The following is a 21,660-nucleotide window of genomic DNA, read 5'->3' on the forward strand; positions in this document are numbered from 1 at the left end:
TCAGGTGGTGTGAGCTGCGGAAACGTGGCCGGCGGGCGGGGTTGTCACCGTGTCACCGCTGTCACCACCCCCGGCGGTGAGGTCGGCGGCGCGGGGGTGGACCTCATAGGTGCCGGTGCCGGTGGCGCGGATCCAGCCGTGGGCGGTGAGCACGTCCAGGACGGCGGTCACGTCGGCGGCGCGGGGTAGTTGCCGGTGACAGCGGCGGTGCAGCTCGCGGCGGGTGAAGGTGGTCATGCCCTTGGCCGTGACGATGGCCAGGACGCGGCGGGCGGTTTCGGTGGTGGCGTCGGCGCTGATGGTGGCGACGGCGGCCCGGTAGTGGGCGGCGAAGAACTCGGCCAGGCGAACGGCGTCGGCCATGCGGTCGGCGTCGATGGGGCGTCGCCAGGCGTCGGCGGGGTGGTGGGCGACGTGCAGCAGCCCGGCCAGCCGCAGCGTCGCGCCGGAGAGCTTGTTGCCCCACTCCCGCATGTCGTGCAGGCTCCTGCCGGGCCGTAGCTCGGCTTCCACGGCCTCGGCGGCGGCCCGCCGCACCCTGCCGGCGTCCTCGGTGAGGGTGACCACGGCGGGGTCTTCCCACTCGGCGAAGGTGGCGGCCAGGTCGTGAACGCGGTGCCGGTAGCCGGCGGTCACCTGCTCGGGCACCGGGGGCGTGTCGACGGGCCGGTATCCGGCCATCGACGCGGGCAGCGCGAACAGGAACCGGGCGGGAAGTCCTCGGCCAGCGAGGCCGGCGTTGCCGCCGAACTGGCGCAGCACGACCGGTTGCGCCATCACGCACACCGTCAAAGCGGGCTTGTCGATCGACGCACCTTCGCGGGTCTGCCGTTCGTTGCTCATCGGCTGCCCGGCGTGGCCCTTGAGGTAGGGGTCAAGGTTCGGGGCACCGGAGTAGCGGCCGGCGAGGGTGTCGAAGATCCCGCCCTCATCCGAGATGATCGCCATCCGTCCGCCATTGGCGGCCATCAGGCCGATGAGGGCTTCTGGGGTGGCGTCGTCCACGATCAGCCGGGGCAGGCCGGGGACGGTGATGGCCTCGGCGGCGATGGCGGCGGCTACCGCCTCGGCGGCGGCGTCGTCGCGCTTGGCCGGGTCGGTGGCCTTCGCTGCTTGGGCTTTGGCCTGTTCGGCCTGCCGGTCGGCGATGTCCCGCAGCGCTGCGGCCTCGGCGATTCTCGGCCGCATGGCCTCGGCGAGCGTGGACTGTGCCGCGAACAGGGGCGCGGTCATCGCCCGGTGAACGGGTGACTTGCGTTCGCCGGGGCCGGCGATGACGGCGGCGAACACGTTCACCGGCTCGCGCCACCCGGCCACCGGCTCGACCTCTAGGCGGCCACCCGCGCACGCGGACAGGACGGCGACGGCGAGGGTGCCGGCCATTGCGGGATCGGTGGCGGTGAACCGGGCGACGCCGGTCGCCATGTCGCCGAGCCAGCCGGGGAACACGTCGAGCGGGAAAGGCGGTGGCGCGGTGGCAGCGCCGGTCAGGGGCACTGGAACATCCCACAGCGGGCCGCCCGCGGTTTCCTCGCCGGTGGCTTGCGGGTGGTCGGTGACCAGGTGCAGACGTGCTGGTGTCATGGGGTCACCTGCTTTCGTGGTGGTTGAGGATGATGCGGCCGATGCGTTCGGCGACGGCGGGGACGACGGCGTTGCCGAGGGCGGTAACTCGGTCCACCCGGCCGGGAAGCCCATCAACCACTCGACCCACTCGGGGTTCAGTGGGCCACCGGCTCGCTCGGACAGGGGCCGTCCAGGCAGGTTCCAGCCAGCGCCGCGCCGGCCGTCCCTGGCCGTTGGCGTGGGCCAGGACGAACAGCCTTGGTCGTGGGTGTGGGGCGTCCATCTCGCAAGCGCGGACAACGCCGGGGGTGGGGGTGTATCCGAGTCGTTCGAGGTCTCGGAGCACGAAACGAAGTCCCCGGGTGCGGTGGCCGAGGACGTTCTCCCCGATGACGTATCGGGGGCGAATGGCGTGGATGACGCGGGCCATCTCGGGCCAGAGCCACCGTTCGTCGTCGGTGCCGCGCCGTGGCCCGGCCAGGGATTCGGGCTGGCAGGGGTAGCCACCGGCGACGACATCGACGCGCGGCCGGTCGGTGGAGCGCCACCAGGTGATGGCGGTGCGTACGTCGTCATGGCAGGGCACCTCCGGCCAGTGCTTGTGCAGGACGGCTCGGCAGAACGGGTTGATCTCGACGTGACCGACGATCCGCATCCCGGCCCGCTGCAATCCGAGGGACAGCCCGCCGATACCGGCGAAAAGCTCCAACACGTTCAGCGACTCACTCACGCCGCCACCTGCCGAGGACGGCGGGCACCGGCCCTGAACCCTGACGCGATAGTCCGCAGCACCGCCCGGTGCCGCAGCCCCACGGAAATCCCCGCGTGTTCCAGCGCAGTAGACGCCTCGTCGGCGGACAGCGAACCGCCCGCGACAAGCTGACCGAGAGCCACCGACGCCAGGTACAGGGCGTCGTTGTGGTGGTCCGGGGCGGTGGTGACCCGCGCGCACTCCCGCTCCACAGCGGCCCACACGTAGGCGCGTTCCCGGCCACCGGGCAGGGCGACCATGACCGGCCGTTGCGGCGGCAGCGGCGCGGGTGCCAGCAGCGCGGCGAGCCAGGCCGGCAGGGGCGCGGGGTCGGTGTCCAGGTCGACCGTGTACGGGCGACCGGCCACGGTGCTGCCGGCGGCCACCACGTAGCCGCCGGTGGCGCGGGTGTCGACCATCGGGCCGAGGGCGCCGGCGGTGTTGCGCAGTGCCGGCCCGTCGGCGGGGTGCCGGTAGTAGAGGTGCGTGCCGCCCCGCCCGGTGGTCACGGTGTAGGTGGCGTCGATGCCGGCGGCGTGCGCGGCGGCCAGCTCGGCGAGCGTGTCCAGCCCGGTCGGGCCGGTCGGGGCGTTGCCCTTGGGCACGTCCAGGTCGACCACCACGAGCCGGGACGGCCCGCACGCGATGCCGATGCCGTAGGGCCGGGTCGACCACGCCCGCCGGATGCGGTCAGGGTCGCAGGTGGCGCGGGGTTCCCATCCGAGGTGACGGCCGGCGGCGCGGCAGCGCGGGTCGCGGCCGGTGCAGTCGTCGGCGGGGTGGTCGGGGAACGCGGGCCGCTTGTCGTTGGGGCGTAGTGGGAAGACGTGCCAGCCGCGTTCGGCGTGGGCGAGTGCGGCGGTGAGCAGGTCGGCGGTAGGCATGGTGCTCCCTTCCGGTGGGGTCGGGGCGTGCAGTGGTGTCGACGGGGGCTCGGGCCGCCCGGCCAGCGCCGATGGCGTGTGGGCGGGGCAGCGCAGCCCTTGCAGGTAGGGCCGTAGCCCTTCGGTGGTGTGGCAGTAGCGGCCGACGGTGCCGATCCAATGGCCGCAGCGCCGGGAGGTCATCGCGGGGCGGGTGGGCCATAGGCGGTGTCCAGGCGGGCGGCGACCTTGCCCACGCACGCGGTGACGACCTGGCGCGGGTCGTGGCCGATGCTGGCGATGGCGATCAGGGCGGTGAGCACCACGTCGGCCAATTCGCCGGCTACGTCGGCGGTGGTGTGGGTGACGCCCTTGCGGGGGTTTTGGCCGATGGTGCCGATCCACGCGGAGGCAGCCTCGCCCGCCTCTTCTGTGACCTTGAGGATGCGCAGCCCGGTTTCCACGCGGCTGCGGCCGTTGATCGTGTCCAGACGGTCAGCGACCAGGGCGGCGAGGGTGAACAGGTCGGTCATCGGGTGGCCTTTCTCGGTCGGGTCCGGGCCGCGATGGCGGCGCGGGTGACGGCTTGGCGCACGTCGCCGAGCAGCCCGACCAGTTGGCGGCGGGCGGCCAGCTCGCCGGGGGCGAGCGCGACCCTGACGCGCACCTCGGCGTGATCGCGGCCGGCGGCGGTGCGCACCCGCACCAGCACGGCGCGGGCGTGGCCGGCGATGTCGACCACGATTTCGTCGGAGCGGTGCTCGCCGAGGCCGCATCGGTGGTCTCGGCCGCACCAGTCGGTGTGGCCGGCGGCGGTGCGGCGGGTCACTGGTTGCCGGCCCGGTACTCGGTGCGGGCGTGCTCGATGAGGCGGCGGCCGACGCGCACGCGCTTGCCGGTGCCGCCGCAGTGGCGGCAGTCGCGGGTGAGTCGGATGATCCGGCCGCGCCGCTCGCCGGCTCCCTTGCAGCGGCGGCAGCGACCGAACGGGGCCGCGTAGCAGATGATCAGTTACCACGTTGCGTAACCGGCGAGGGCGAGGCTAGCTAGCAGGGCGAGGGTGACCACGATTCGCCTCCTGAGGCCGTTTTCAGGGTGTGGAGGGTCGACGCCGCTAGGGGCTAGGGCGCTGATCAGGTTTCGGATTGGGCGCTAGTGGTGCCGCTAGGTCTAGCGGGGCTGGCCGCTAGACCTAGCGGCAATCGGAGGGGTTAGCCGGCGGCCCGCCCACCCTGCTCGCGGTCACGCTTGGTGATCGCGGTGAGGATGTGCGCGCGGTCGATGCCGCGCCGGTTCGCGCCCTTGCCGGTGGCCGGGTCGGTGCCCCATACCTGGCCGGTGGTGACGCCGTAGGGCTTGAGCGCGGCGGTGAGCTGCTCCCGCGTAAGGCCGGTGTAGACCTCGGGCCGCAGCCCGGTCAGCCGGTCGCAGACCACCTCGGACCACAGCTTCGACTCGCTGTCGGACATGACGGCGGCGATGTCGTCCAGCAGCGTGTCTCGCCGGACCGCCGTGGTGTCGACGGCTTGGCCGGCGGCGTGGCCGGTGAGGGTGCCGGCCTTCTCCCGCAGCGCTCGCGCTCGGCGGATGACCTGCTCTGCGGTCGGGCCGTCGATGTAGAACGTGCGGGTGATGGTCGGGTCGTCGCCCTCACCGGCGAGGTAGCCGATGCCCCGGTCGCGGCGGCTGAACATGGTGGCCTTGATGCCGGACTTGTGCATGGACGTGCCGAGCACCATGTCGTTCTCGGTGTGGCCCATGACCTTGAGGCAGAACCGCAGCACCGCGTTGGCGCTGATGCCGGTGGGCAGGCTCTTGGCGTCGGGCCGCTGGGTGGCGAGGATCAGCGTGATACCGGCGGCCGGACCTCGCTTGATCAGGTCGGTGCAGATTTCCTCGAACTCGTCGCCGTACTTCGGGTGCTCGAACCACACCTGGCACTCGTCAACGCCGATAACGATGGGCTGCAACCCGAGGCGCTTCGTGCTCGCCAGGTCCGGCGTGACCTTGTTCTCCGGGCACAGGTCACGCGGCAACTCCCGAATGACCTTCGTCCGGCGGCGCAGCTCGGCGCGCACCTCGCGCATCGCGGCCAGGCCGTAGGCGATGTCGTCGTCTTCGTCACCGGCCCGGTAGCGGTGGCAGACCGGCTCAAGCGGCGACAGGTCACCCGTGCCCTTGAGGTCGAACGCCAGCACCCACGCACGCGGGTCCAGGGCCGCGCCGAGCATCGCCAGGCGCAGAGAGAACGTCTTGCCCATACGCGGGATCGACCCGACGATCATCGACGCGAACATCAGCGTGAGCGTCACGGCCCGGCCACGCGGGTCGGTGCCGAACGGGAACGGCTTGAACAGGTCCACCGCACCCGACTTGAGCAGCGGCCAGGCACCCTGCTTGCTACGGCTCATGTCCTTGTCGGCGACGAACAGCACCAGGCGGCCGGGGTGCACCTCGGCGTTGGCCTCGGGCCACACGCAGCCCAGAGGCCGGGTGAGCGCGGCGGCCAGCTCCTCACGCTTCTCCACCACCGCCGAAGCGGTGACGCCGCGCGGCAGCTCCACATCGGCGCGCCACCCGGTGCCGTTCTCCCGCGTGATCGGGGCGGGAAACCACCGCTTGCCGGTGTCGCCCCGCCGCAGCGCGGCGTTGATGCCGGAGATGTTCAGGGCGGCCAGGGCGCGCACCACCTCATCCGAGGTCAGCGGCGTAACCGGGTTACGGACCACGGCGGTGTCGAGCAGCGGCCGATCGGCTGGCGCGCCGAGCACCCCGAACACCACCACCGCGACCGTGAGGGCAGCCACCTGGACGGCGGTCGGGGCCAGCAGGACCCCGCCGACACCGGCCAGCAGCACCACGGCGGCCGGCACGGCGGTCAACCCCCGCCACCGCACCCGCCGGTCCCGACGCCGCGACAACATCTCGTACGTCTTCGCTTCCTCAGGCCGGGTGACCGCCGCGCGCACCACGGCCTGCCGGACCGGCTCGCCTTCCAGGTCGAACAGCCACCGCCCGTAGCCGCTCGCCACCCGGTGCACCCCGACCGGGGCGCGCCACGCGAGCTTGCCGGCGTACTTCGGCAGCCGCAGCCCGTGGTACAGCACACCGTGACCGGTCAGCCCGACCGCCCACGCCAGGTTGCCGGCGAACTCCGACCGGGAGCGCAGCCAGCCCGGCAGGATCGGCCGACGCTCCGCGTCACGGAAACCGGCCAGCGTGAACCGCGGGCGTCGCTGCGCTTCGACGCTGTCGACCAGCACCGGCCCGCCGGCCGCGTCGGTCTCGTCCAGGTCGTCAGCGTCAACGCCGGCCCGGCGGGACCGGGCGGCGTCCAAGTCGACCACCTCCGCATCCGGGCCGGCGGTGAGATCGGCTTCTGCGGCCTGCCAGTCGAATCGGTCGTCATCTCGGGGGGACGTCATGATGGGTGTTCCTCCATCTGATCCGTACGGGTCGGGGGATGAGGACCGGCGGCACGGCGCGGTTTCTGAGGCCTGGTGCCGTGCCGCCGGGCCGGGTCAGCGGGTCTGGTTCATGCCGCCGGTGACGGTGCCCATCGAGGTGCCGCCGCTGCTGCGGACCCTCGCGCCGCAGTTGCCACAGGTGGCGGTCTGGTTGCCGTTGCGGTCCTGGCGGGCGTTGCGCCAGTAGCTGTCGTTACCGCAGGTGTGGCAGACGAGCGTGCTCACAGGTGTTCTCCCTCTGTTGTGGCTGCCAGCGGGTCTGGCGGCCTCCGCGCCCCACCGGACCGGGTTCGGGCCGGTGGGGACGGGGGCGGTCAGACCGCGCAGAACAGGGCGGCGACGAACAGGAACGCGATGTGCCACGACTGGTCCAGGGCGTACGCGCCGGTCCCGAGCGAGGGGTTGTCGTCGCGGTCGGGTCGGGGTGCGCCGAGGGCGTGGAACTGGGCTGCGCCGAGGGCGGTGGCGATGCGCTTGAGAGGGGTGCGCCGGTCGGCGATGTAGTGGGACACCGCCGAGATGGTCAGCCCGACCGCCACGCCCCACGGGTCCAGCCGCAGCCCGGTCGCGAGCAGCATGGCGGCTAGGGCGACGACGGCGGTGAGGGTGTAGGTGGCGACGTGGGCGGCGCAGGCGATGCGGCCCGGCCAGCCGGGCTGGCCCTTGCAGTCGGCCTGGTGCTGGGTCTGCACCCAGTGGTCCGCGACCTGGTGGGCGACGTAGAGGGCGACGAACACGGCGGCGAAGGTGGCGGCGTGTGCGCCGGTCGGATCTGCGAACATGGGGGTTCTCTCCTGAGGTCGTTTCGGCTGAGGGGTTGAGGGCCGGCGGCACGGCGCGGGTTTCCAGGCCACGAGGGCCGTGCCGCCGGGCGGGGCTAGTCGTGGGAGCGGACGAGGTGTGCGAGGGCGGCGCCCATGCCGAGCACCGCGACAGGGAGGCACGCGACGGCGGTGGTGATCCACCATGGGGCCGAGGTCATACCGGCCGCGACGAGCAGGTGGTAGGCGACTTGGCCGAGCGCGCCGACCGCGAGGGATGCGATGGCGGACCACTTGGCGAACCGGCGTGCCCGGTCCGGCACCCGCCCGGACAGCCACACATACAGGGCGTACGCGCCGTACGTCTCGACGCCGATCGGGAGGGTGATCGCGGTGTCGATCGTCCAGCCGGACCCGATGCCGGGAAGCAGGTTCACCTTCCCGAATCCGGTGAGTCCGCCGAGGCCAACCCAGCCGCCCCAGATCGCCACGAACGCCGGCAGCGCCAGCAGGATCACCGGCCACACCACCGCCGGACGGGCCGGCGCGGTCGGGGCGGGCGTGTCCGGGTGACCGACCGTCGTGACCTGCCCGGCCGGCTCGGCGGGCACGATCTTCGGCGGGGTGGTCGGGGTCGGGTCGGCCGGCGGGGTGCGCTCGGGTGCGGTCGGCGCGGGGGCCGGGTGCGGGCCGATCGGCTCGGCGTAGTCCAGCGGCACCGGGTCGGGGTCGGTGGGGGGCGTCAGGAGCGCGCCCCGGACGATCATCGCGGTACGGGTCTGCTCGGTGCGGGTGCGCTGCGCGTGCTCGGCCTTGAGCCGGGCGAGCAGTTCGTCAGCCTTCGGCGCGCCGATGCGGAACTCTCGCATGAGCCGGTTGCGCGACGGGAACGTCTGCCCCTCGGGCAGGTCCAGGGCGCGGGCGGCGGGCAACAGCGCGTCGATGGGTTGCGGGTAGCGGGTGCCGTTGATGGTGGGGGCAGTCATGCTGCGTCCTCCTGGGGGAAGGCGCACGCGAGGCATTCGCCCAGCGAGCGCGGGATGTAGTAGGGCCGGACCGTGCCGCAGGTCGGGCAGGTGCGGCGGGCGGTCAGCGCCTTGCCGATGGCGGCGCGTTGGGCGGGGGTGGCGGTGCGCTTGGGGCGGGCCAGGTCGACCCGGTAGAGGTAGGCGGCGCGGGTGCCGCCGACCCCTTGCCAGAGCACCTGAGCGGCGACCGGCTGACCACCGGGCCGTAGGCCGGCGGCGCGGAGTTGGCGGCGGGTGGCGTAGCCGGGCGGGGCACCTCGCCACCAGTAGGTGGGGATGCCGTACCGCGCCCCGTCCGGATCGAAGTAGGCGGCGCGAATACGGGACATCAGGCCGCGCGGTGCGGGCCGGCAAGGTTGCCGGCGGCCAGCTCGGCGGCGGCGCGGGTAACGCGGGCCTCGGCCCGGCGCAGCCGCCTCCAGTCCAGGACGGTCGGGCCGCCGTGGTCCTCGGCGTACAGCATGGTGATTTCGGCGTCGAGCACGTCCAGTTCGGCCGCGATCAGCGGCCACTCCGCCTCGATCTCGGCCAGGTCGGCGGCGGTCGGCTCGGCGGTAAAGAGGGCAAGGCGCTTCCGCACGGGAACCTCCAGCGGTCGGTGCGAGCGGGGGAAGCGCGGCGGCGCGGACCAGGAACGATCCGCGCCGCCGCGCCATGACTAGGGGATGAGATGCACGGATCTGAGCCGTGCGCACCTTTTCGGTGGGAGGTGCGGCCCGATGCAGTTGTCCGGGAACGACCAGACACGGCGGCTCGTAGGCGCGCAGCGCAAAGCGCTGCCATCCCCGGCGTCCGACCGGCTTGTCGGACCTGGCTAGCCAGGTCCGTGAGATGACCGTAGGCCGGCTTGGCTAGCCAGGTCAAGGTGGCGCGGCGAACTTTCCTAACTTGGCTAGTCAGAGCTACCGTGGGCGAGTGAGCGAGAACCTTGATTTCCTCGGTCAGCTAGACCCCGACGACCCGAAACAGGCTTCGCAGCAGATCGCGAACAAGCTGCGCGCGGCCATCCTCACGCGCCGACTTGCCCCCGGTGACAAGCTGCCGTCACAGCCCGAGCTAGCAGCGCGCTACGGCGTGGCGCGAGAAACCGTCAAGCGAGCCCTAGACCTACTTCGGACAGAACGCCTGATCGTGTCCCGGCAGGGAAGCGGCGCGTTCGTCCGCGCGCAGACTCAGCGAGCCGTTGAGCTGCGTCCGCACATCGAGGCCGCGTTTGAGCGGCCCCACGTCACCATCGATTTCGCCGGGTTCTCTGGCGAGACGCTGCGCGACGCACTCGCCGAGGCGCTCGACAAGGTGCGCGTGGGCCGGCTCGCGCCGGAAACGATCGCCGTGCGAGTCCTGATTTCCGACATGACAGTGCCGATGGCGCTGCCCTCACGGGCCGAGACGCAGGCCGACGACCCCGCCGTGCGCGAACGTGCAGACCGGATCACCCGGCGAGCGGCGGACGGCATCATCGATCAGGTCACCGAGCTGGGCGACCTCGGTCTGATCCGATCGGCCACGGTTGAGGTGCGGATGCACCGAGCGTCCCCACTGTTCAAGCTCTACATCCTGAACGGCGAAGAGGTCTTCTATGGCTTCTATCCGGTCGTAGAGCGCACCGTCTCGATCAAGGGCGAGCCGATGGCGATCTACGACCTGATGGGCAAGGACGTGCCGCTGTTCCACTACGCGGTGACCGACGACGACACCTCGCACGGCACGCAGTTCGTACAGGCGTCCCGCCAGTGGTTCGACTCGATGTGGTCGACCATCGCCTACCGGTACGACTGATGACCGCCGACCTCAGCCGACTGCTTGCCGGGGTCGGCGCGGTGCTGCTCGACTTCGACGGGCCGGTGTGCAGCATCTTCGCCGGCTACCCGGCGCCGCAAGTCGCCGCCGAGCTGGTCGACGTGCTCCGGCGGCACGGGGTCGACGTGCCGCCGGACCTCGCCAGCGAGCCGGACCCACTTGAGGTGCTCCGCCGCACCGGCGCGGCCGGCGACCAGGGCGTCACGCGGGTAGTCGAAGACACGCTGTGCGCGGCCGAGCGCCGAGCCGTCGAGACTGCCGAACCAACGCCGTACGGCCGGGAGGTCATCGTGGCGGCACGGCAGGCCGGGATGCCGGTGGCGGTGGTCAGCAACAACACGGCCGGTGCGGTGAGCGCGTACCTGACGGCGCACCGGCTCGCCGCATACGTCTCGCCGGTGGTCGGCCGGGCGTACGCCGACCCGGACCGCATGAAACCCAACCCGGAACCGATCCTGCAAGCCGTACGCGCTGTCGGCGAGCCGGCGAGCCGGTGCATTCTGGTCGGCGACTCGCTCTCGGACATTAACGGAGCGCGGGCGGCCGGAGTGCGGGTGATCGGTTACGCGAATCGGCCGGCCAAGGTCGAGACGTTCCATGCCGCCGGCGCGGACGCGGTGATCACGAGCATGAGCGAGATAGCCGGCGTGCTGATTGAGCGTACCGGTGCAAAATAATGGCCAGGGCCGTTCCGGTAGGCGCTCCACCTTGTTCCCGTTTAGGGGCAAGGTGGAGCGCCTGCAACTACCCACGAGGAGATCGGCAAGCCACTCAAGTAGCGGCTCCGGGTGCCTTGGCAGACCGCTTTTGCCGGGCTCGCTCAACCCTGGCGGGCGACTGAAATACCTCTTCCAACACCTCGCCCATCAAAGTGAGGACAAGTTCCACATCTCCCGAGTCCACTGATTCAACAAAATCGCCGTGTGCCATGTCGTTTCCGAGGTGCCTGACCTCGTGTGCCCCGTCCCTGATGTGCTCACGGATGAAGCTCTGCTTGTGAAGCTCGTCGATTTTTGCCAAGAGGGTCCCCTTGGTGATTCCCTTTTCTTTAGCTGTTGCCTCAATCACGGAACGGGCGAGCAACACTGCGGCTCGGTGTGCCTTGATGCTGAAGCAGCGGTGTGCCTCGTCTGCCGCCTCGGCTATTTGGGCAGGAACGTCTGGGAAACTCTTTCCGCCCACGGTTTCCGGCCACGTACGCTCGATTGTTGACCTTGCCTCATCGAGCACGCCTGAGATCGGTAGACTACAGGCCGCGCATACCAGGGCTGACACGTGCTTGACCTTCGCCGACATGTATCCGCCTAAACGGACCTCGTCGGACCAAACGATCTTGAACAGCGAGTAGGCCGAGCAGTGTGGGCAAACATGGGTGAGCATCAGAGAAGCTTACGGCTCGGCGCGACAGGCGGCACAGCCGAGAGGTGGCGCAGGTCGGCCGCAGCGGCCGAGGGCCTGGCCGACAGCAGTCCCGATCTTTGCGAAGCGGGAGCCATAGACCAGCCGCTGAGGTTGCTCCTCCTCGCGGCGAGGGTTATCAGGCCGACGATTCATCCCAGACGGTGCCTCCTGAGTCGCGCGCCTCTTCGACGAGTGGGTACGGCACCGTCGTCCGCTCCACACCCCCGCTACTTGTCCTTTGCCACGCCTGGTTTGTGTTGTCAATGAAGCAAACGGTGACCAGTGCCTTTTCCTGATGGAACTTGTAGTCGTCTGGTGCCTGAATTCCTACGGAGTAACGCTTGTCGACCGTGTGTCCTTCGCCCGGTCCGATGACGTCATACGGCGGCTGAATCACGTGGTGGAAGCCAGTCGGCAGGGTGACGACGATGGTGACGTTTCGGATCGGATGGGAGCTGTAGTTTCGGATACTGAGACTCACTGAATTGAGGTGCGGGTCAACGTTGACGCCGTAGCCGCCAAACGACGCACCGCTGACGACAACCGCTCGTGCCACGTTGAGAGCGGCCTCGGCGCGTTCCTCCACAATCTGCCGCTCAGCTTTCTCGGCTCGCCTCTGCTCGAACCTGAACAGGAGCCCGGCAGCGGTGGCGGCAAGAAGACCGGCAATCACGCCGCCAACGCTGCCCCACGCCTGGATCCAATCGGTGACCTTCGGGCGGTCGGGTCCGCTCGACGGACTGTTAGCCACTGCCCACGCAGCGATACTGAAGATGATGGCGACGACGGTGCACGCCGCACTGCCGGCGATCAACAGCCAGGTAGTTCGGTCGAACTTCTTCACCCGGGCATCTTGCCGCAATACGAGAGAGCGGACACTCAACCACGCGGATGAACCGAGTCGGCCGAGGAAGAGTTTTGTGCCGTATCCGTGTCGGAGAGTGGGGCGCTCGATCGCGTATCAGCAGGCCACGGCCGCGAGCTTTGTGGTCTCGAAAGTCAGGGCCGTCGAGCCGTCGGACCGCTGCGTCCTCGATGGCGACTGGCTGTCAGGCATCGAGGGAGTCGGGACAGCCCTGGTGCGAGTGATCGGTTACGCGAACCCGCCCTGGAAGGTTGAGGCGTTACGAGCGGCAGTAGCGGGCGCGGTCACCAGCATGGGGCGATAGCCGGGGTGCTCCTGGCATGGCCGGCAATTGAAGTCAACCTTGGAGTCTGGGCTTGGCGCTGCAGTGCTATGACATCCGTTGCTCAGCTCCGGCCGGACAATCATTCGACGGGCCGGAGGCATATTTCGCAGGCATCCTGGTGGCTGGACGTGCGTGATTGGCTCTTGCCTGCTAGGAGACCATATTCACCCAAAGGCCAATGGGTACAGATATTAGCACGAGACCGAGTGCCACCAACCGTCTAGTTCCTGATGGTTGTGCCCCCTCGCCTAAAACTTCGAAGCGAGGGAAAAACCAGTTCCTGACGGACTCGCCAAGGAATAAGAATGCCGTCAACAAGAGGGCGATCACTCCAGCGAGAAACGTCTTTGCCTCGATCTCCTTGAGGGGTGCGGCAAGCGCGACACCTGCGGCAAGAAGGCCGGAGGTGAGCGAGCATGTTAAGAGGGTTGGCGTTGCCTGCTCTTGCATGTAGGCCCAGCGCGGTACGCCCTTGTCTATCTCGTCGGCCAGCTCGGAGAACGCTTGACGAGTCCACCCAGGGTCGGTCGATTCCACTATCACCTGCGCCGCACCGTAATAGCTGTCTTCCCTGGAGAGGGTGACCATGATTCTTTCCTTGGGAGTTACTGCGCCAATGAACGAGATTTTTCGAACGCTCCTTCGATCGATTTCGGGCATCAGTTCGGCGATCGCTCCCGTAGCCTTATCCTCGTGCTCCAGCTTCATTACGAGAGATGGCAAGATTTCGTAGTCTCCCCCGCGCTGCTCGACGAATGTGATGTGGACATCTCTTTCGGCAGAGATGTTGTGGATGTTGCGGATCTGCTGCTCAAGCACCTCCGTGGACCTATCTTCGCCTGACTCATCAATGCGAAGAGACGCCAGCCTTGCCTGGTAAAGGCGCTCCACGGTCTCGGCGATTCTCCGGATTTCAGCGATGTCCCCTGACCATGCCGGCCATCGTTTTCCTCGCTGAGAACTCCGCTGCACCGACGGCACTCACGCCTCCTCGGAGTTGGGGCTTCTTGAATTAAGACTGCTGACGCACTGTCAAGCTGTCTACTCTGGCTTCTCCTGTGACGGCGGCCGGTAGGCGTACTTGGTTGGGGTTAGAGCCTCGGTGTCAATAACCCAAGGCCAGATGCATCGCCCTTCTCCGCCGAACGCCTGAACGGCTGGGGTGCGCCGCAGTTGAATATTGGACACGACGTAGAGGGCGTGTTCGGCTTCGCAGCCTTCGGCAAGTTGGTTGTGGCGGACCTCGTTCGGGGTAAGGACTATTTCCTCCCCGAGCGACTGCGTGCCCTTCACCTCGACGTGCAGCCTCCGGCCGTCTGGGTGCCAGCATTCAAGGTCATATCCGCGGTTGAGCGGGCCAACCCTCTTGACGGACCAGTCTCGCTCTTGGAGATAGGACTCTGCGATGTCTTCGGCATGCACCTCGATAGCTTTGCGAGCAACCGGGTCCAACTGCCTGCCCTGAGCCCGCCCACGCGCCCGCTTTGCGATCTTGACGATGTCATCGCCAGCATCGCCCTGCTCTTCCGGGATTCCCGCCGCAATCTCTGGCCTGGCTACGGACCCGTAGAGACACGCGAGCAGGGGCAACATGGTGGCAATGTCGCCGAGCAACTGTCTGTCCGTCGGTACTTGGCCGGACTCATAGAGGCGGGCTGCGATGTTTCCGTCCTCGTAGTTGCGGATGCGAACCTTGCTTTCCCGGCCTACCGAAGTGAGGCTAGACCAGGCCAGGTCGAGCGTCAGCCTGGAAGTCGCGTCGGGTAGAGCCTCGCCAAAGTCTTCCAACCGGCGGCGGGCCTCCGCAGCCCGGGACAGGAGAACTGACCGGTCGTTGACTGGTCTCATGGCCCCCGAGCGGTACTCGCTGGTGCCTTGGTTCAAGGATAGATAGAACCGGGAACCGTCTGCAGCAAACAGGTAGACCAGGTAGAAGCCTTCCATCGCGGTTGGAGAGTGCTGCTTCGAGTAGAGGCGGACCCATGGAACAGGGCTATAGTTCGCTTGCCGCCCGCCGGTCTGAACTCGGACGTCAAGGTCTCCAAGCCCTAGCTCCTCAGAGAGTGGTCCGACGAGCGTCTTGAAGACACCAGCTAGCTCTTTGGACCGAGCGTCCCGATCCGCCATCTCAGGCGTGGAGTCCTTGGAGTAGTGGGCTGCAAGATCGAGGATGGCTTGGCATGCGTGCTGCAAGCCGGCTATCTCCTGCGGTTGCCTTGGGCTCGGGACCTCTCCTCGGCGCTCGACAGTAAACCCCAAGCCCTCAAGCCGGGGTACTACGGTCTGCTCTCCTCCGCTGAACGGCTTCAGCACCGTCCCGGTGGCATATCGGTGGGCCACGCCCGCGATCGCCTTTGAGTCGTACCGGCGGCCCTCGTGTACCAAGTCGTACAAACGGGCCGGACCAAAGCCATAGTGGTTTAGGAAGGGTTCCCGGCCAAGTCGGTCGTGCTCCGCTATCGCAGCGAGAACGGCATCGCGGGTTAGGTCAGCAAGTCCCACGGGGGCAGCATAGGCGCCGAGGCTGACCAGAGTGGACCGCCGGCGGGACGCGACCGAGGCGATCTGCCGTCGGCCTACCTCGCGCCAGCGATCAACTTGCATCAGTGCCAAGCCAGTGCCGGCTCCGTTATCCCGCTCCCGTGTCGCATATGTGTCGCCGTACCCCTGCTGACCCGCGTTCGCGCTGGTGGCAGGCTTGGGTGTGGCGCTCTGTAAATCCGTCGCGAAAGCTACAGAGGTTCGAATCCTCTACCCGCCACCAGGGAACGGCAAGGCCCTTGACCTGCGGAAACGCAAGTCAAGGGCCTTCGTTGTCTCTTGCTGCTCACGACCGCCGTTACCCCTGATTGACCATCCGATCGGGCACGTGACGGGCACGGAGGGTCCATGTGTGGGCCTACTCCAGCTGGGGAGGAATCTGTGTCGGGGTGTCAAGCTGCCTCGGCTGCCTGAGCCGAACCCGACCATTCTCACCGCCGAGCACGTCGACCAGCTCGTGGCTGAGCTCTCCCCGCCGGATGACCTCCTGGTCCTGGTCCTCGCCTACGGCGGGCTGCGGATCGGGGAGACGCTCTGCTTGCGGCGTCGGCATGTCGACGTGGCAGACGGCCGTATGACCGTCGCCGAGTCGGTCGCCCAGCTCCCCGGCGGCCCGGTGATCGACACCCCCAAGAGTCACCAGCGCCGGGAACTCGCCCTGCCGGCCTTCGTGGTCGACCGGCTCCGACGGCACCTCGCCGAGCTACCCGAGGACCCGGATGCCTTCCTCTTCCCCGGCCGACAGCGGCGGACCGCCGGCCGGCCGCAAAGCTACAACGGCTGGAAGTACCGATTCGACCGCGCTGTCGAGCGGGCCGGCCTGACCGACCTGATCCCCCACGACCTTCGGGCGACGCACGGTAGCTGGGTAGCTGATTCGCAGGGCGTCCTGGTCGACGCCCGCCGGCTGGGTCAATCCAACGCCAGCGTCACGACTCGGCACTACGCCCGAGCGGTCGACGGCCGGGATGCCGAGGTGGCGGCCTTCCTCCACCGGGCGCGAAAGGGCGAGGACCCTTCCAATCTGGCCCGCAACGGCCACAGGGGTAAGACCAAGCCCTCCCGTGACTCGCCGCAGCGATCCTGACCGGGGCTCGGATTGGGGTGCGGTGCGCGGGGACGAGCCCTGGCCTATCCCTCCTCGCTTTGGCGTCCCTCGCGCCAGAGTTCGTGTTCCCTCAGCACCCATGCCAGCCAGTAAAGGCCGAACGAGATGACAAAGATGGCGAAGAACAGCACCGCCAGCAGCGTGACGCCGCTCAGGAAGCTCCTGTTCGAGACGCCCTGCGCAGCGCACACGAACACCACGCCGAAGAAGAGGGAGGTCAGCATCAGCGACCGGAACACCGGCTGTTCGACTGGATGCTTGGGCGGGTCCGCCATGAATGCTCCTTTGCGTGGTCGGCTCATCTTCACAATCTGCGGCAACCCCAGCAATGGGTTGATCATGCAATCGGGCGCGCCGGGCGGCCGGCACCTCCAAGGGGCACGCAACGGGCACGCGGGGGAGTGCGTCCGGACCAGCGATAGGGGAGAACGGCCCTGACCTGGGCGAGCTTTCACCGACAACCTTGATAACGGGCGAAAGCTATAAATCCGTCGCGAAAGCTACAGAGGTTCGAATCCTCCACCCGCCACCAGGAGCACCAACGGCCCCTGATCAGCAGGAATGCTGATCGGGGGCCGTTGTCGTTTGTCTGGCCAAGTCGAGCTGCGTCCAGCCGCTGACGACTGGTGTGAGCAGAACGCGGGCGGGTCGGTCTTGCCGCTGAGCTCCTCCGGGCCTGCGCTTTTTGATGTTGGCACCGGTTGCCGGGCTGGCGCGGGCCGTAGTGCGTAGGGACCGGCTGAGGGCTCCGCGCTGGCGTGTCGCTGGTTACGGAAGGCAGGCCGGGGCAAGCCAGTCCCGGGGTCGGACTGGCGCGGCGGTCGGAAGCCTCGACCACGACGGAGGCTGGCGGCGGCTTCCGTAGCGTGCCTCGTGGTCCAACCCTGGAGGGGTGGGCCGAGCGGGTGCCGGAGATGCTTGCGCGCCTAGGGGAGCTGGGCCCGGTTGGGACGCGGGTGAGCCCCTCGACCCCCGACCTTCGACCACCGGGCGCCCGGTCTCCGAGGCCAGAACCAGGAACCCCACGATCTGGTACGCGTAGCCACGCGTACGTGAGGTGAGGTGACTCCGGGCGGCGGCCGAGCCCCCGGCGCTCGATCGCCGAGGCGCTGACCTCGATCACGGTGTCCCTGCCGCCGCCCGACCACGCGGGACCGACCGGATGCCGCCCTGCTCCGGGAGGCGCCTGCCGCCACGGGCTGAACCAGCGTCTCTCATACGCTGAAGAACCGGGCTCAGCGGCAGCCGACCTCGTGCAGCGCCGGCCACACGGGGTCACCGCCACGACCGCTGACGGTCAGCACGCCGCCGTCGGTGCCCCACGTCAGCTCGTACGTGCCGGAGGCGATCGGGCGGTAGCCGTCGTCGGCGGTCCACGAGCCCACCCGTCGGCCGATCCCCAGGGGGCCCACCTCGTACACCGCACCGCTGCCCGCGAAGAGGAACGACGTCTCCCGCGCGACGGCCCGGCAGCCGCCGGGGCCGTCCGGCGTCAGGACGTGGTAGGTCGCGGAGAGATCGTTCAGCGCGCCGAGCGCGCCGGCCAGCGCCGTACCGACGGTCAACAGCGTCAGCGCCCACCGGGGCCCGCGGCCCGCGCCGCGCGGCCCGGGCGCCGGCTCGCGTACGCGGCGCCGGAACAGCCCGAGCGTCAACGAGGCGACGAGCAGGGCGCCACCCAGTGCCCACCCGGGCACGACGCGCCCGCCGACCACCAGCAGCAGGCCGCTCCAACCCGCGGCGACGACCACGGCGGCCAGCACCCTGCATCCCACCGCCACGGAGGGGTGGGACACCTCGCGGCGCGCCCCGGCCGGCGTACCGGCTCGGTCCGCCACGGCGCCGGTCCGTGCGCCCGCCGCGACGTGGTCGGTCGTTCCGTCGTGTCCGCCGGCGTCCCCCGTCACGGGGCTCATCGTACGAAGGTGCAGCGCACCGCGATCGCGCCGCTGAGGACGCGGGCGCCCGGGTCCGGGCCGCCGCCCTGTCCGGGCCGGGCGACGGATACGACTCACACCGTCCGCGCCGCGCATTGATTTGTCCGGATCCGCCAATCTGGCCGGGGTGCCCTCCGTCGATCGGACGCATGGCGTCGCGGCACTGGCGCGTCGGCCAAGACCGGGTATGGTGGTCGATGCCCGGGCGCGTGTCCCGACGGGCGGGCGCGGGCCCCGGGCGGCCGATGGACGGTGGCCGTACGGGGCGACACATCCCCGGTACCGGGCTGCCGAGCGGTATGCGTCGAAGGTCGTATTCGGCACTGTACGAAGTGGTCGGTGGCCTCCGCAGGCGCGTGATCTGGCCCGGTGCGACGAGGGTGGTGGTCCGAACGGCGGAACGTCACCGACGCTCGGGTCGGCGGTGCACGCACCGCTTTTCTGGGTACCTGCCTTGTGGCACGATCGTGGAACCTCCACCATCCTCGTGACACTTTCTCGACAGGAGCAAACATGTCTGGTCGAAGGCTGGGCCGGCTGCTTGGCTCGTTTCTCGCACTCGGCGCGCTCGCGGGCGGCGTCTTCGTCGGCGACGTCTGGGACCTCGGGGACGCGCAGACGATGGACTTCATCTGGAACATGCCTGCGCGCTGACGTTCCACGACTTCGATGATGTGAAGCCGGCGCGGCCGGTGAGGGGAGCGGCATGGCGGGTCGAGGCCGCACCGGTCCCCGCTCGACGGAGTACGCCTGGCTGATCACCGGGCCGCTGGCGCTGCTCGCCGTCGTCTGCGCGACGGTGGTCGGCCTGGTCGCTCCGGAGCCCTTCGGGGAATGGCCACTGGCGGCGCTGCTGCTGGTGGCCATGGTGGCTGCCGGCATGCCGGTGCTGAACTTCACGGTCCGGCGTCAGTCGATCGGGATGACGCTCAACGAGATCCCGCTCGTCCTGGCGTTCTTCCTCGTCCGACCGCTCACCGTCGTCACGATCTACACGCTCGCGGCGGTCATCACCCACGTCCGGCACCGCTTCGGCGCCACCAAGTTCTGGTTCAACGTCGCCCGGGCCGCCGCGGGTTCGTCGCTGGCCGTGCTGGTGCTCCAGGCGTTCCCGCCGCTGGACGACGTCGGTCCCGCCACCTGGTTCACCATGATCGCCGCGGCGAGCATGGTCATCCTGGTGAGTCTCACCGCGATCGCCGGTGTGCACACGCTGTTGCAGGGATGGCAGGCCGGCCGGGAGGTGTTCCGGAAGTCCGTTCCCGGGCTCCTGGCCGCGGCGATCAACATCGTCTGCGGGATGATCGTCCTGATCCTGATCGCCGCCACCTGGTGGTCGCTGCTGCTCCTGGCGGTCCTGGTCGCGGCGCTGGCCCTCGTCTACCGGGCCTACGCGCAGTTCTTCCGGCAGCACCGCACCCTCACCGACATGTACGAGCTGAGCCGCGCGGTCAGCGAGAGCGGCCAGTACGGCACCCTGCCCGACGCCCTCCTCGGGCGCGTGCGGGCCCTGATGCAGGCGGAGTACGCCACGCTCTGGCTGCCCGCCCAGGGACGGCATCCCGAGGTGCTGCTGACCGCGCGCAACGACGACCCGGGTCTGCTCGACTTCGCCAAGACCCCGCCCGCGCTGCGGGAACGCGCCCGGGACCAGGGCCGTACGGTGGCCGTGGGGCGGGGCATGACGACCGACGGCGACCTGCGTGCGGCGCTCTCGGCGCAGCGCGTCAAGGACGTGATCGTCATCCCGCTGCGGTCCGGTCAGGCGGTCATCGGCACGCTGGAGGTGGCCAACCGCCTGGGCGACAGCAACTACTTCGTCCGCACCGACGTGCCCCTGTTCGAGACGGTGGCGGCGCACGCGGCGGTGGCGCTGGAGAATTCCCGGCTGGTCGACCGGCTGCGGCACGACGCGTACCACGACACGCTGACCAAGCTGCCCAACCGGCGGCGGATCAGCGGCGCGCTGGACGAGGCCGTCAAGATCCGGGCGCCCGGCGAGGTGGTGGCGCTGCTCCTCTTCGACGTCGACCGGCTGCGTCAGGTCAACGAGTCGCTCGGGCACGCCGCCGGCGACAAGGTCCTGGTCGAGGTCGCCGACCGGCTGCGCGCCTGCGCCCCGTCGTCGGCCCTGGTCGGCCGGGCCGGCGGGGACGAGTTCCTCGTCACGCTGCGGCTGGAGAGCGCCGAGGCGGCGGTGGAACTGGCCGCGCAGCTGCGCGAGCAGATCCGCGACGAGATGGTCTTCGACGCGCTCACCCTGGACGTGGACACGGCGGTCGGTGTCGCCGTACACCCGGATCACGGCAGCGACGCCGCCTCCCTGCTGCAACGGGTGGACCTGGCGGCGACGGCGGCCAAGTCCGTGCCGGGCAGCGTGCAACTGTTCAACCCGGCGCTGGAGTCCCGGTCGCTGCGGCGGCTCGGGCTCGCCGGGGACCTGCGGCGGGCGCTGGACGACGGCGAGCTGGAGGTCTACTTCCAGCCGAAGGTGACGCTGCGGGACCGCCGGCTCGTCGGCGTGGAGTGCCTGGCCCGCTGGGAGCACCCGGCCCACGGGTCGGTCGCCCCGGAGGACTTCGTCGCGGTGGCCGAGCACACCGGCCAGCTCGCCCGGTTCACCGAGTTCGTGCTCCGCGAGGGGCTGCGGCGCAGCCGGGACTGGTCGCACGCCGGCCAGCCGCTCGCCGTCGCGGTCAACCTCTCCGCCCGTACGCTCACCGACCAGCACTTCCCGGCCCGCGTGCAGGAGCTGCTCGACGAGTACGACGTGCCGCCGCAGCGGCTCACGCTCGAGATCAAGGAGGCCGGGGTGCTGGACGGCACCGACCGGCCCATCCCGACCCTGCGGCGGCTGCGGGACCTCGGCGTACGGCTGTCGGTCGACGACTTCGGCACCGGGGATTCCTCCCTGGCCCACCTGCGCCGGCTGCCCGTGCACGAGGTGAAGGTCGACCGCTCCTTCGTGCAGGGCATGGCGACGGATCCGGGCGATCTGGCGATCGTGAACGCGGTGGTCACCCTCTCCCAGCAGTTCGGCCTGGCCGTGGTCGCCGAGGGCGTGGAGAGCGAGCTGACCCTGGAGCTGCTCCAGGACATCGGCTGCGAGATCGGCCAGGGCTTCCTGTTCAGCCGGCCGCTGCCGTACGAGCGGCTGGAGGCGTGGTTCGGCGCCCAGGTGGATCCGGAGACGATCTCCGCCGGGGAGCTGCCCAGGCTGCGGGTCGTGCCCTGACCTGCGGGGACA

22 protein-coding genes are annotated in these 21,660 nt (G+C 69.6%); 5 read left to right on the forward strand and 17 right to left on the reverse strand.

From position 1 onward, the window contains the following. The 11 genes from ACSNOB_RS14670 to ACSNOB_RS14720 all read right to left on the reverse strand — a co-directional run bounded on the left by ACSNOB_RS14670 (position 1) and on the right by ACSNOB_RS14720 (position 9,016). The gene (locus ACSNOB_RS14670) at positions 1 to 1,584 is read right to left on the reverse strand and encodes a YfjI family protein (RefSeq protein WP_436687149.1); all 1,584 of its coding nucleotides are present in this window, start codon (positions 1,582 to 1,584) and stop codon (positions 1 to 3) included. Between the two features lie 4 nt (positions 1,585 to 1,588). Then, entirely contained in the window at positions 1,589 to 2,296 is a 708-nt protein-coding gene (locus ACSNOB_RS14675; RefSeq protein ID WP_436687150.1) for a DNA cytosine methyltransferase, read from the reverse strand. After that, a complete protein-coding gene (locus tag ACSNOB_RS14680) occupies positions 2,293 to 3,201 on the reverse strand; it encodes a bifunctional DNA primase/polymerase (protein WP_436687151.1) in 909 nt (302 codons plus the stop codon). Before ACSNOB_RS14680 ends, ACSNOB_RS14675 begins: the two co-directional genes overlap by 4 nt. A 179-nt stretch (positions 3,202 to 3,380) precedes the next feature. Next, positions 3,381 to 3,713: a MazG-like family protein gene (locus tag ACSNOB_RS14685; protein WP_436687152.1), complete on the reverse strand. Its 333-nt coding sequence runs from the start codon at positions 3,711 to 3,713 to the stop codon at positions 3,381 to 3,383. Further along, positions 3,710 to 4,009: a hypothetical protein gene (locus ACSNOB_RS14690; protein ID WP_436687153.1), complete on the reverse strand. Its 300-nt coding sequence runs from the start codon at positions 4,007 to 4,009 to the stop codon at positions 3,710 to 3,712. The genes ACSNOB_RS14685 and ACSNOB_RS14690 overlap by 4 nt, the downstream gene beginning before the upstream one ends. 382 nt (positions 4,010 to 4,391) lie before the next feature. Further along, on the reverse strand, positions 4,392 to 6,605 hold the full coding sequence (locus ACSNOB_RS14695) for a cell division protein FtsK (protein WP_436687154.1): 2,214 nt from the start codon (positions 6,603 to 6,605) through the stop codon (positions 4,392 to 4,394). Positions 6,606 to 6,701: 96 nt separating this feature from the next. Further along, positions 6,702 to 6,872, reverse strand: coding sequence for a hypothetical protein (locus ACSNOB_RS14700; protein ID WP_436687155.1), 171 nt, complete (start codon positions 6,870 to 6,872; stop codon positions 6,702 to 6,704). A gap of 89 nt (positions 6,873 to 6,961) precedes the next feature. Further along, entirely contained in the window at positions 6,962 to 7,429 is a 468-nt protein-coding gene (locus ACSNOB_RS14705) for a DUF3307 domain-containing protein (RefSeq protein WP_436687156.1), read from the reverse strand. A 95-nt stretch (positions 7,430 to 7,524) separates the two neighbouring features. Further along, on the reverse strand, positions 7,525 to 8,394 hold the full coding sequence (locus tag ACSNOB_RS14710; protein WP_436687157.1) for an ABC transporter permease: 870 nt from the start codon (positions 8,392 to 8,394) through the stop codon (positions 7,525 to 7,527). Further along, on the reverse strand, positions 8,391 to 8,765 hold the full coding sequence (locus ACSNOB_RS14715; RefSeq protein WP_436687158.1) for an RRQRL motif-containing zinc-binding protein: 375 nt from the start codon (positions 8,763 to 8,765) through the stop codon (positions 8,391 to 8,393). Before ACSNOB_RS14715 ends, ACSNOB_RS14710 begins: the two co-directional genes overlap by 4 nt. Further along, a complete protein-coding gene (locus ACSNOB_RS14720) occupies positions 8,765 to 9,016 on the reverse strand; it encodes a DUF6284 family protein (protein ID WP_436687159.1) in 252 nt (83 codons plus the stop codon). Before ACSNOB_RS14720 ends, ACSNOB_RS14715 begins: the two co-directional genes overlap by 1 nt. 335 nt (positions 9,017 to 9,351) lie before the next feature. Here ACSNOB_RS14720 and ACSNOB_RS14725 point away from each other — a divergent pair, with 335 nt between their 5' ends. Next, positions 9,352 to 10,215, forward strand: coding sequence for a GntR family transcriptional regulator (locus tag ACSNOB_RS14725; RefSeq protein ID WP_436687160.1), 864 nt, complete (start codon positions 9,352 to 9,354; stop codon positions 10,213 to 10,215). Then, positions 10,215 to 10,913, forward strand: coding sequence for an HAD family hydrolase (locus ACSNOB_RS14730; protein ID WP_436687161.1), 699 nt, complete (start codon positions 10,215 to 10,217; stop codon positions 10,911 to 10,913). The genes ACSNOB_RS14725 and ACSNOB_RS14730 overlap by 1 nt, the downstream gene beginning before the upstream one ends. Positions 10,914 to 11,007: 94 nt before the next feature. On the opposite strand, the gene ACSNOB_RS14735 is transcribed toward ACSNOB_RS14730, so the two are convergent. From ACSNOB_RS14735 to ACSNOB_RS14750, 4 genes are all read right to left on the reverse strand, one after another. Beyond that, positions 11,008 to 11,616: a DUF4145 domain-containing protein gene (locus ACSNOB_RS14735; RefSeq protein WP_436687162.1), complete on the reverse strand. Its 609-nt coding sequence runs from the start codon at positions 11,614 to 11,616 to the stop codon at positions 11,008 to 11,010. 157 nt (positions 11,617 to 11,773) lie between these two features. After that, positions 11,774 to 12,481 carry a hypothetical protein gene (locus ACSNOB_RS14740; RefSeq protein WP_436687163.1) on the reverse strand — a complete coding sequence of 236 codons (708 nt, stop codon included), beginning with the start codon at positions 12,479 to 12,481 and terminating at the stop codon, positions 11,774 to 11,776. A 496-nt stretch (positions 12,482 to 12,977) separates the two neighbouring features. Beyond that, the gene (locus tag ACSNOB_RS14745; protein ID WP_436687164.1) at positions 12,978 to 13,646 is read right to left on the reverse strand and encodes a hypothetical protein; all 669 of its coding nucleotides are present in this window, start codon (positions 13,644 to 13,646) and stop codon (positions 12,978 to 12,980) included. A 222-nt stretch (positions 13,647 to 13,868) separates the two neighbouring features. Then, the gene (locus tag ACSNOB_RS14750) at positions 13,869 to 15,329 is read right to left on the reverse strand and encodes an MrcB family domain-containing protein (RefSeq protein WP_436687165.1); all 1,461 of its coding nucleotides are present in this window, start codon (positions 15,327 to 15,329) and stop codon (positions 13,869 to 13,871) included. Between the two features lie 367 nt (positions 15,330 to 15,696). On the opposite strand from ACSNOB_RS14750, the gene ACSNOB_RS14755 reads away from it, so the two are divergent. Next, entirely contained in the window at positions 15,697 to 16,455 is a 759-nt protein-coding gene (locus ACSNOB_RS14755; RefSeq protein ID WP_436687166.1) for a tyrosine-type recombinase/integrase, read from the forward strand. A gap of 44 nt (positions 16,456 to 16,499) precedes the next feature. Here ACSNOB_RS14755 and ACSNOB_RS14760 read toward each other — a convergent pair whose 3' ends face one another. Together ACSNOB_RS14760 and ACSNOB_RS14765 are read right to left on the reverse strand one after the other, a co-directional pair. Then, positions 16,500 to 16,751: a hypothetical protein gene (locus ACSNOB_RS14760; RefSeq protein WP_436687167.1), complete on the reverse strand. Its 252-nt coding sequence runs from the start codon at positions 16,749 to 16,751 to the stop codon at positions 16,500 to 16,502. Between the two features lie 960 nt (positions 16,752 to 17,711). Further along, positions 17,712 to 18,383, reverse strand: coding sequence for a hypothetical protein (locus ACSNOB_RS14765; RefSeq protein ID WP_436687168.1), 672 nt, complete (start codon positions 18,381 to 18,383; stop codon positions 17,712 to 17,714). Positions 18,384 to 18,926: 543 nt separating this feature from the next. Between ACSNOB_RS14765 and ACSNOB_RS14770 the strand changes: the two genes are divergently transcribed. Together ACSNOB_RS14770 and ACSNOB_RS14775 are read left to right on the forward strand one after the other, a co-directional pair. After that, positions 18,927 to 19,067, forward strand: coding sequence for a hypothetical protein (locus ACSNOB_RS14770; RefSeq protein ID WP_393105642.1), 141 nt, complete (start codon positions 18,927 to 18,929; stop codon positions 19,065 to 19,067). 52 nt (positions 19,068 to 19,119) lie between these two features. After that, entirely contained in the window at positions 19,120 to 21,648 is a 2,529-nt protein-coding gene (locus ACSNOB_RS14775; protein ID WP_436687169.1) for a putative bifunctional diguanylate cyclase/phosphodiesterase, read from the forward strand. The last annotated feature ends 12 nt before the right edge of the window (positions 21,649 to 21,660 follow it).

The sequence above is a fragment of the Micromonospora sp. URMC 106 genome, from assembly GCF_051386395.1.
Classification (GTDB): domain Bacteria; phylum Actinomycetota; class Actinomycetes; order Mycobacteriales; family Micromonosporaceae; genus Micromonospora.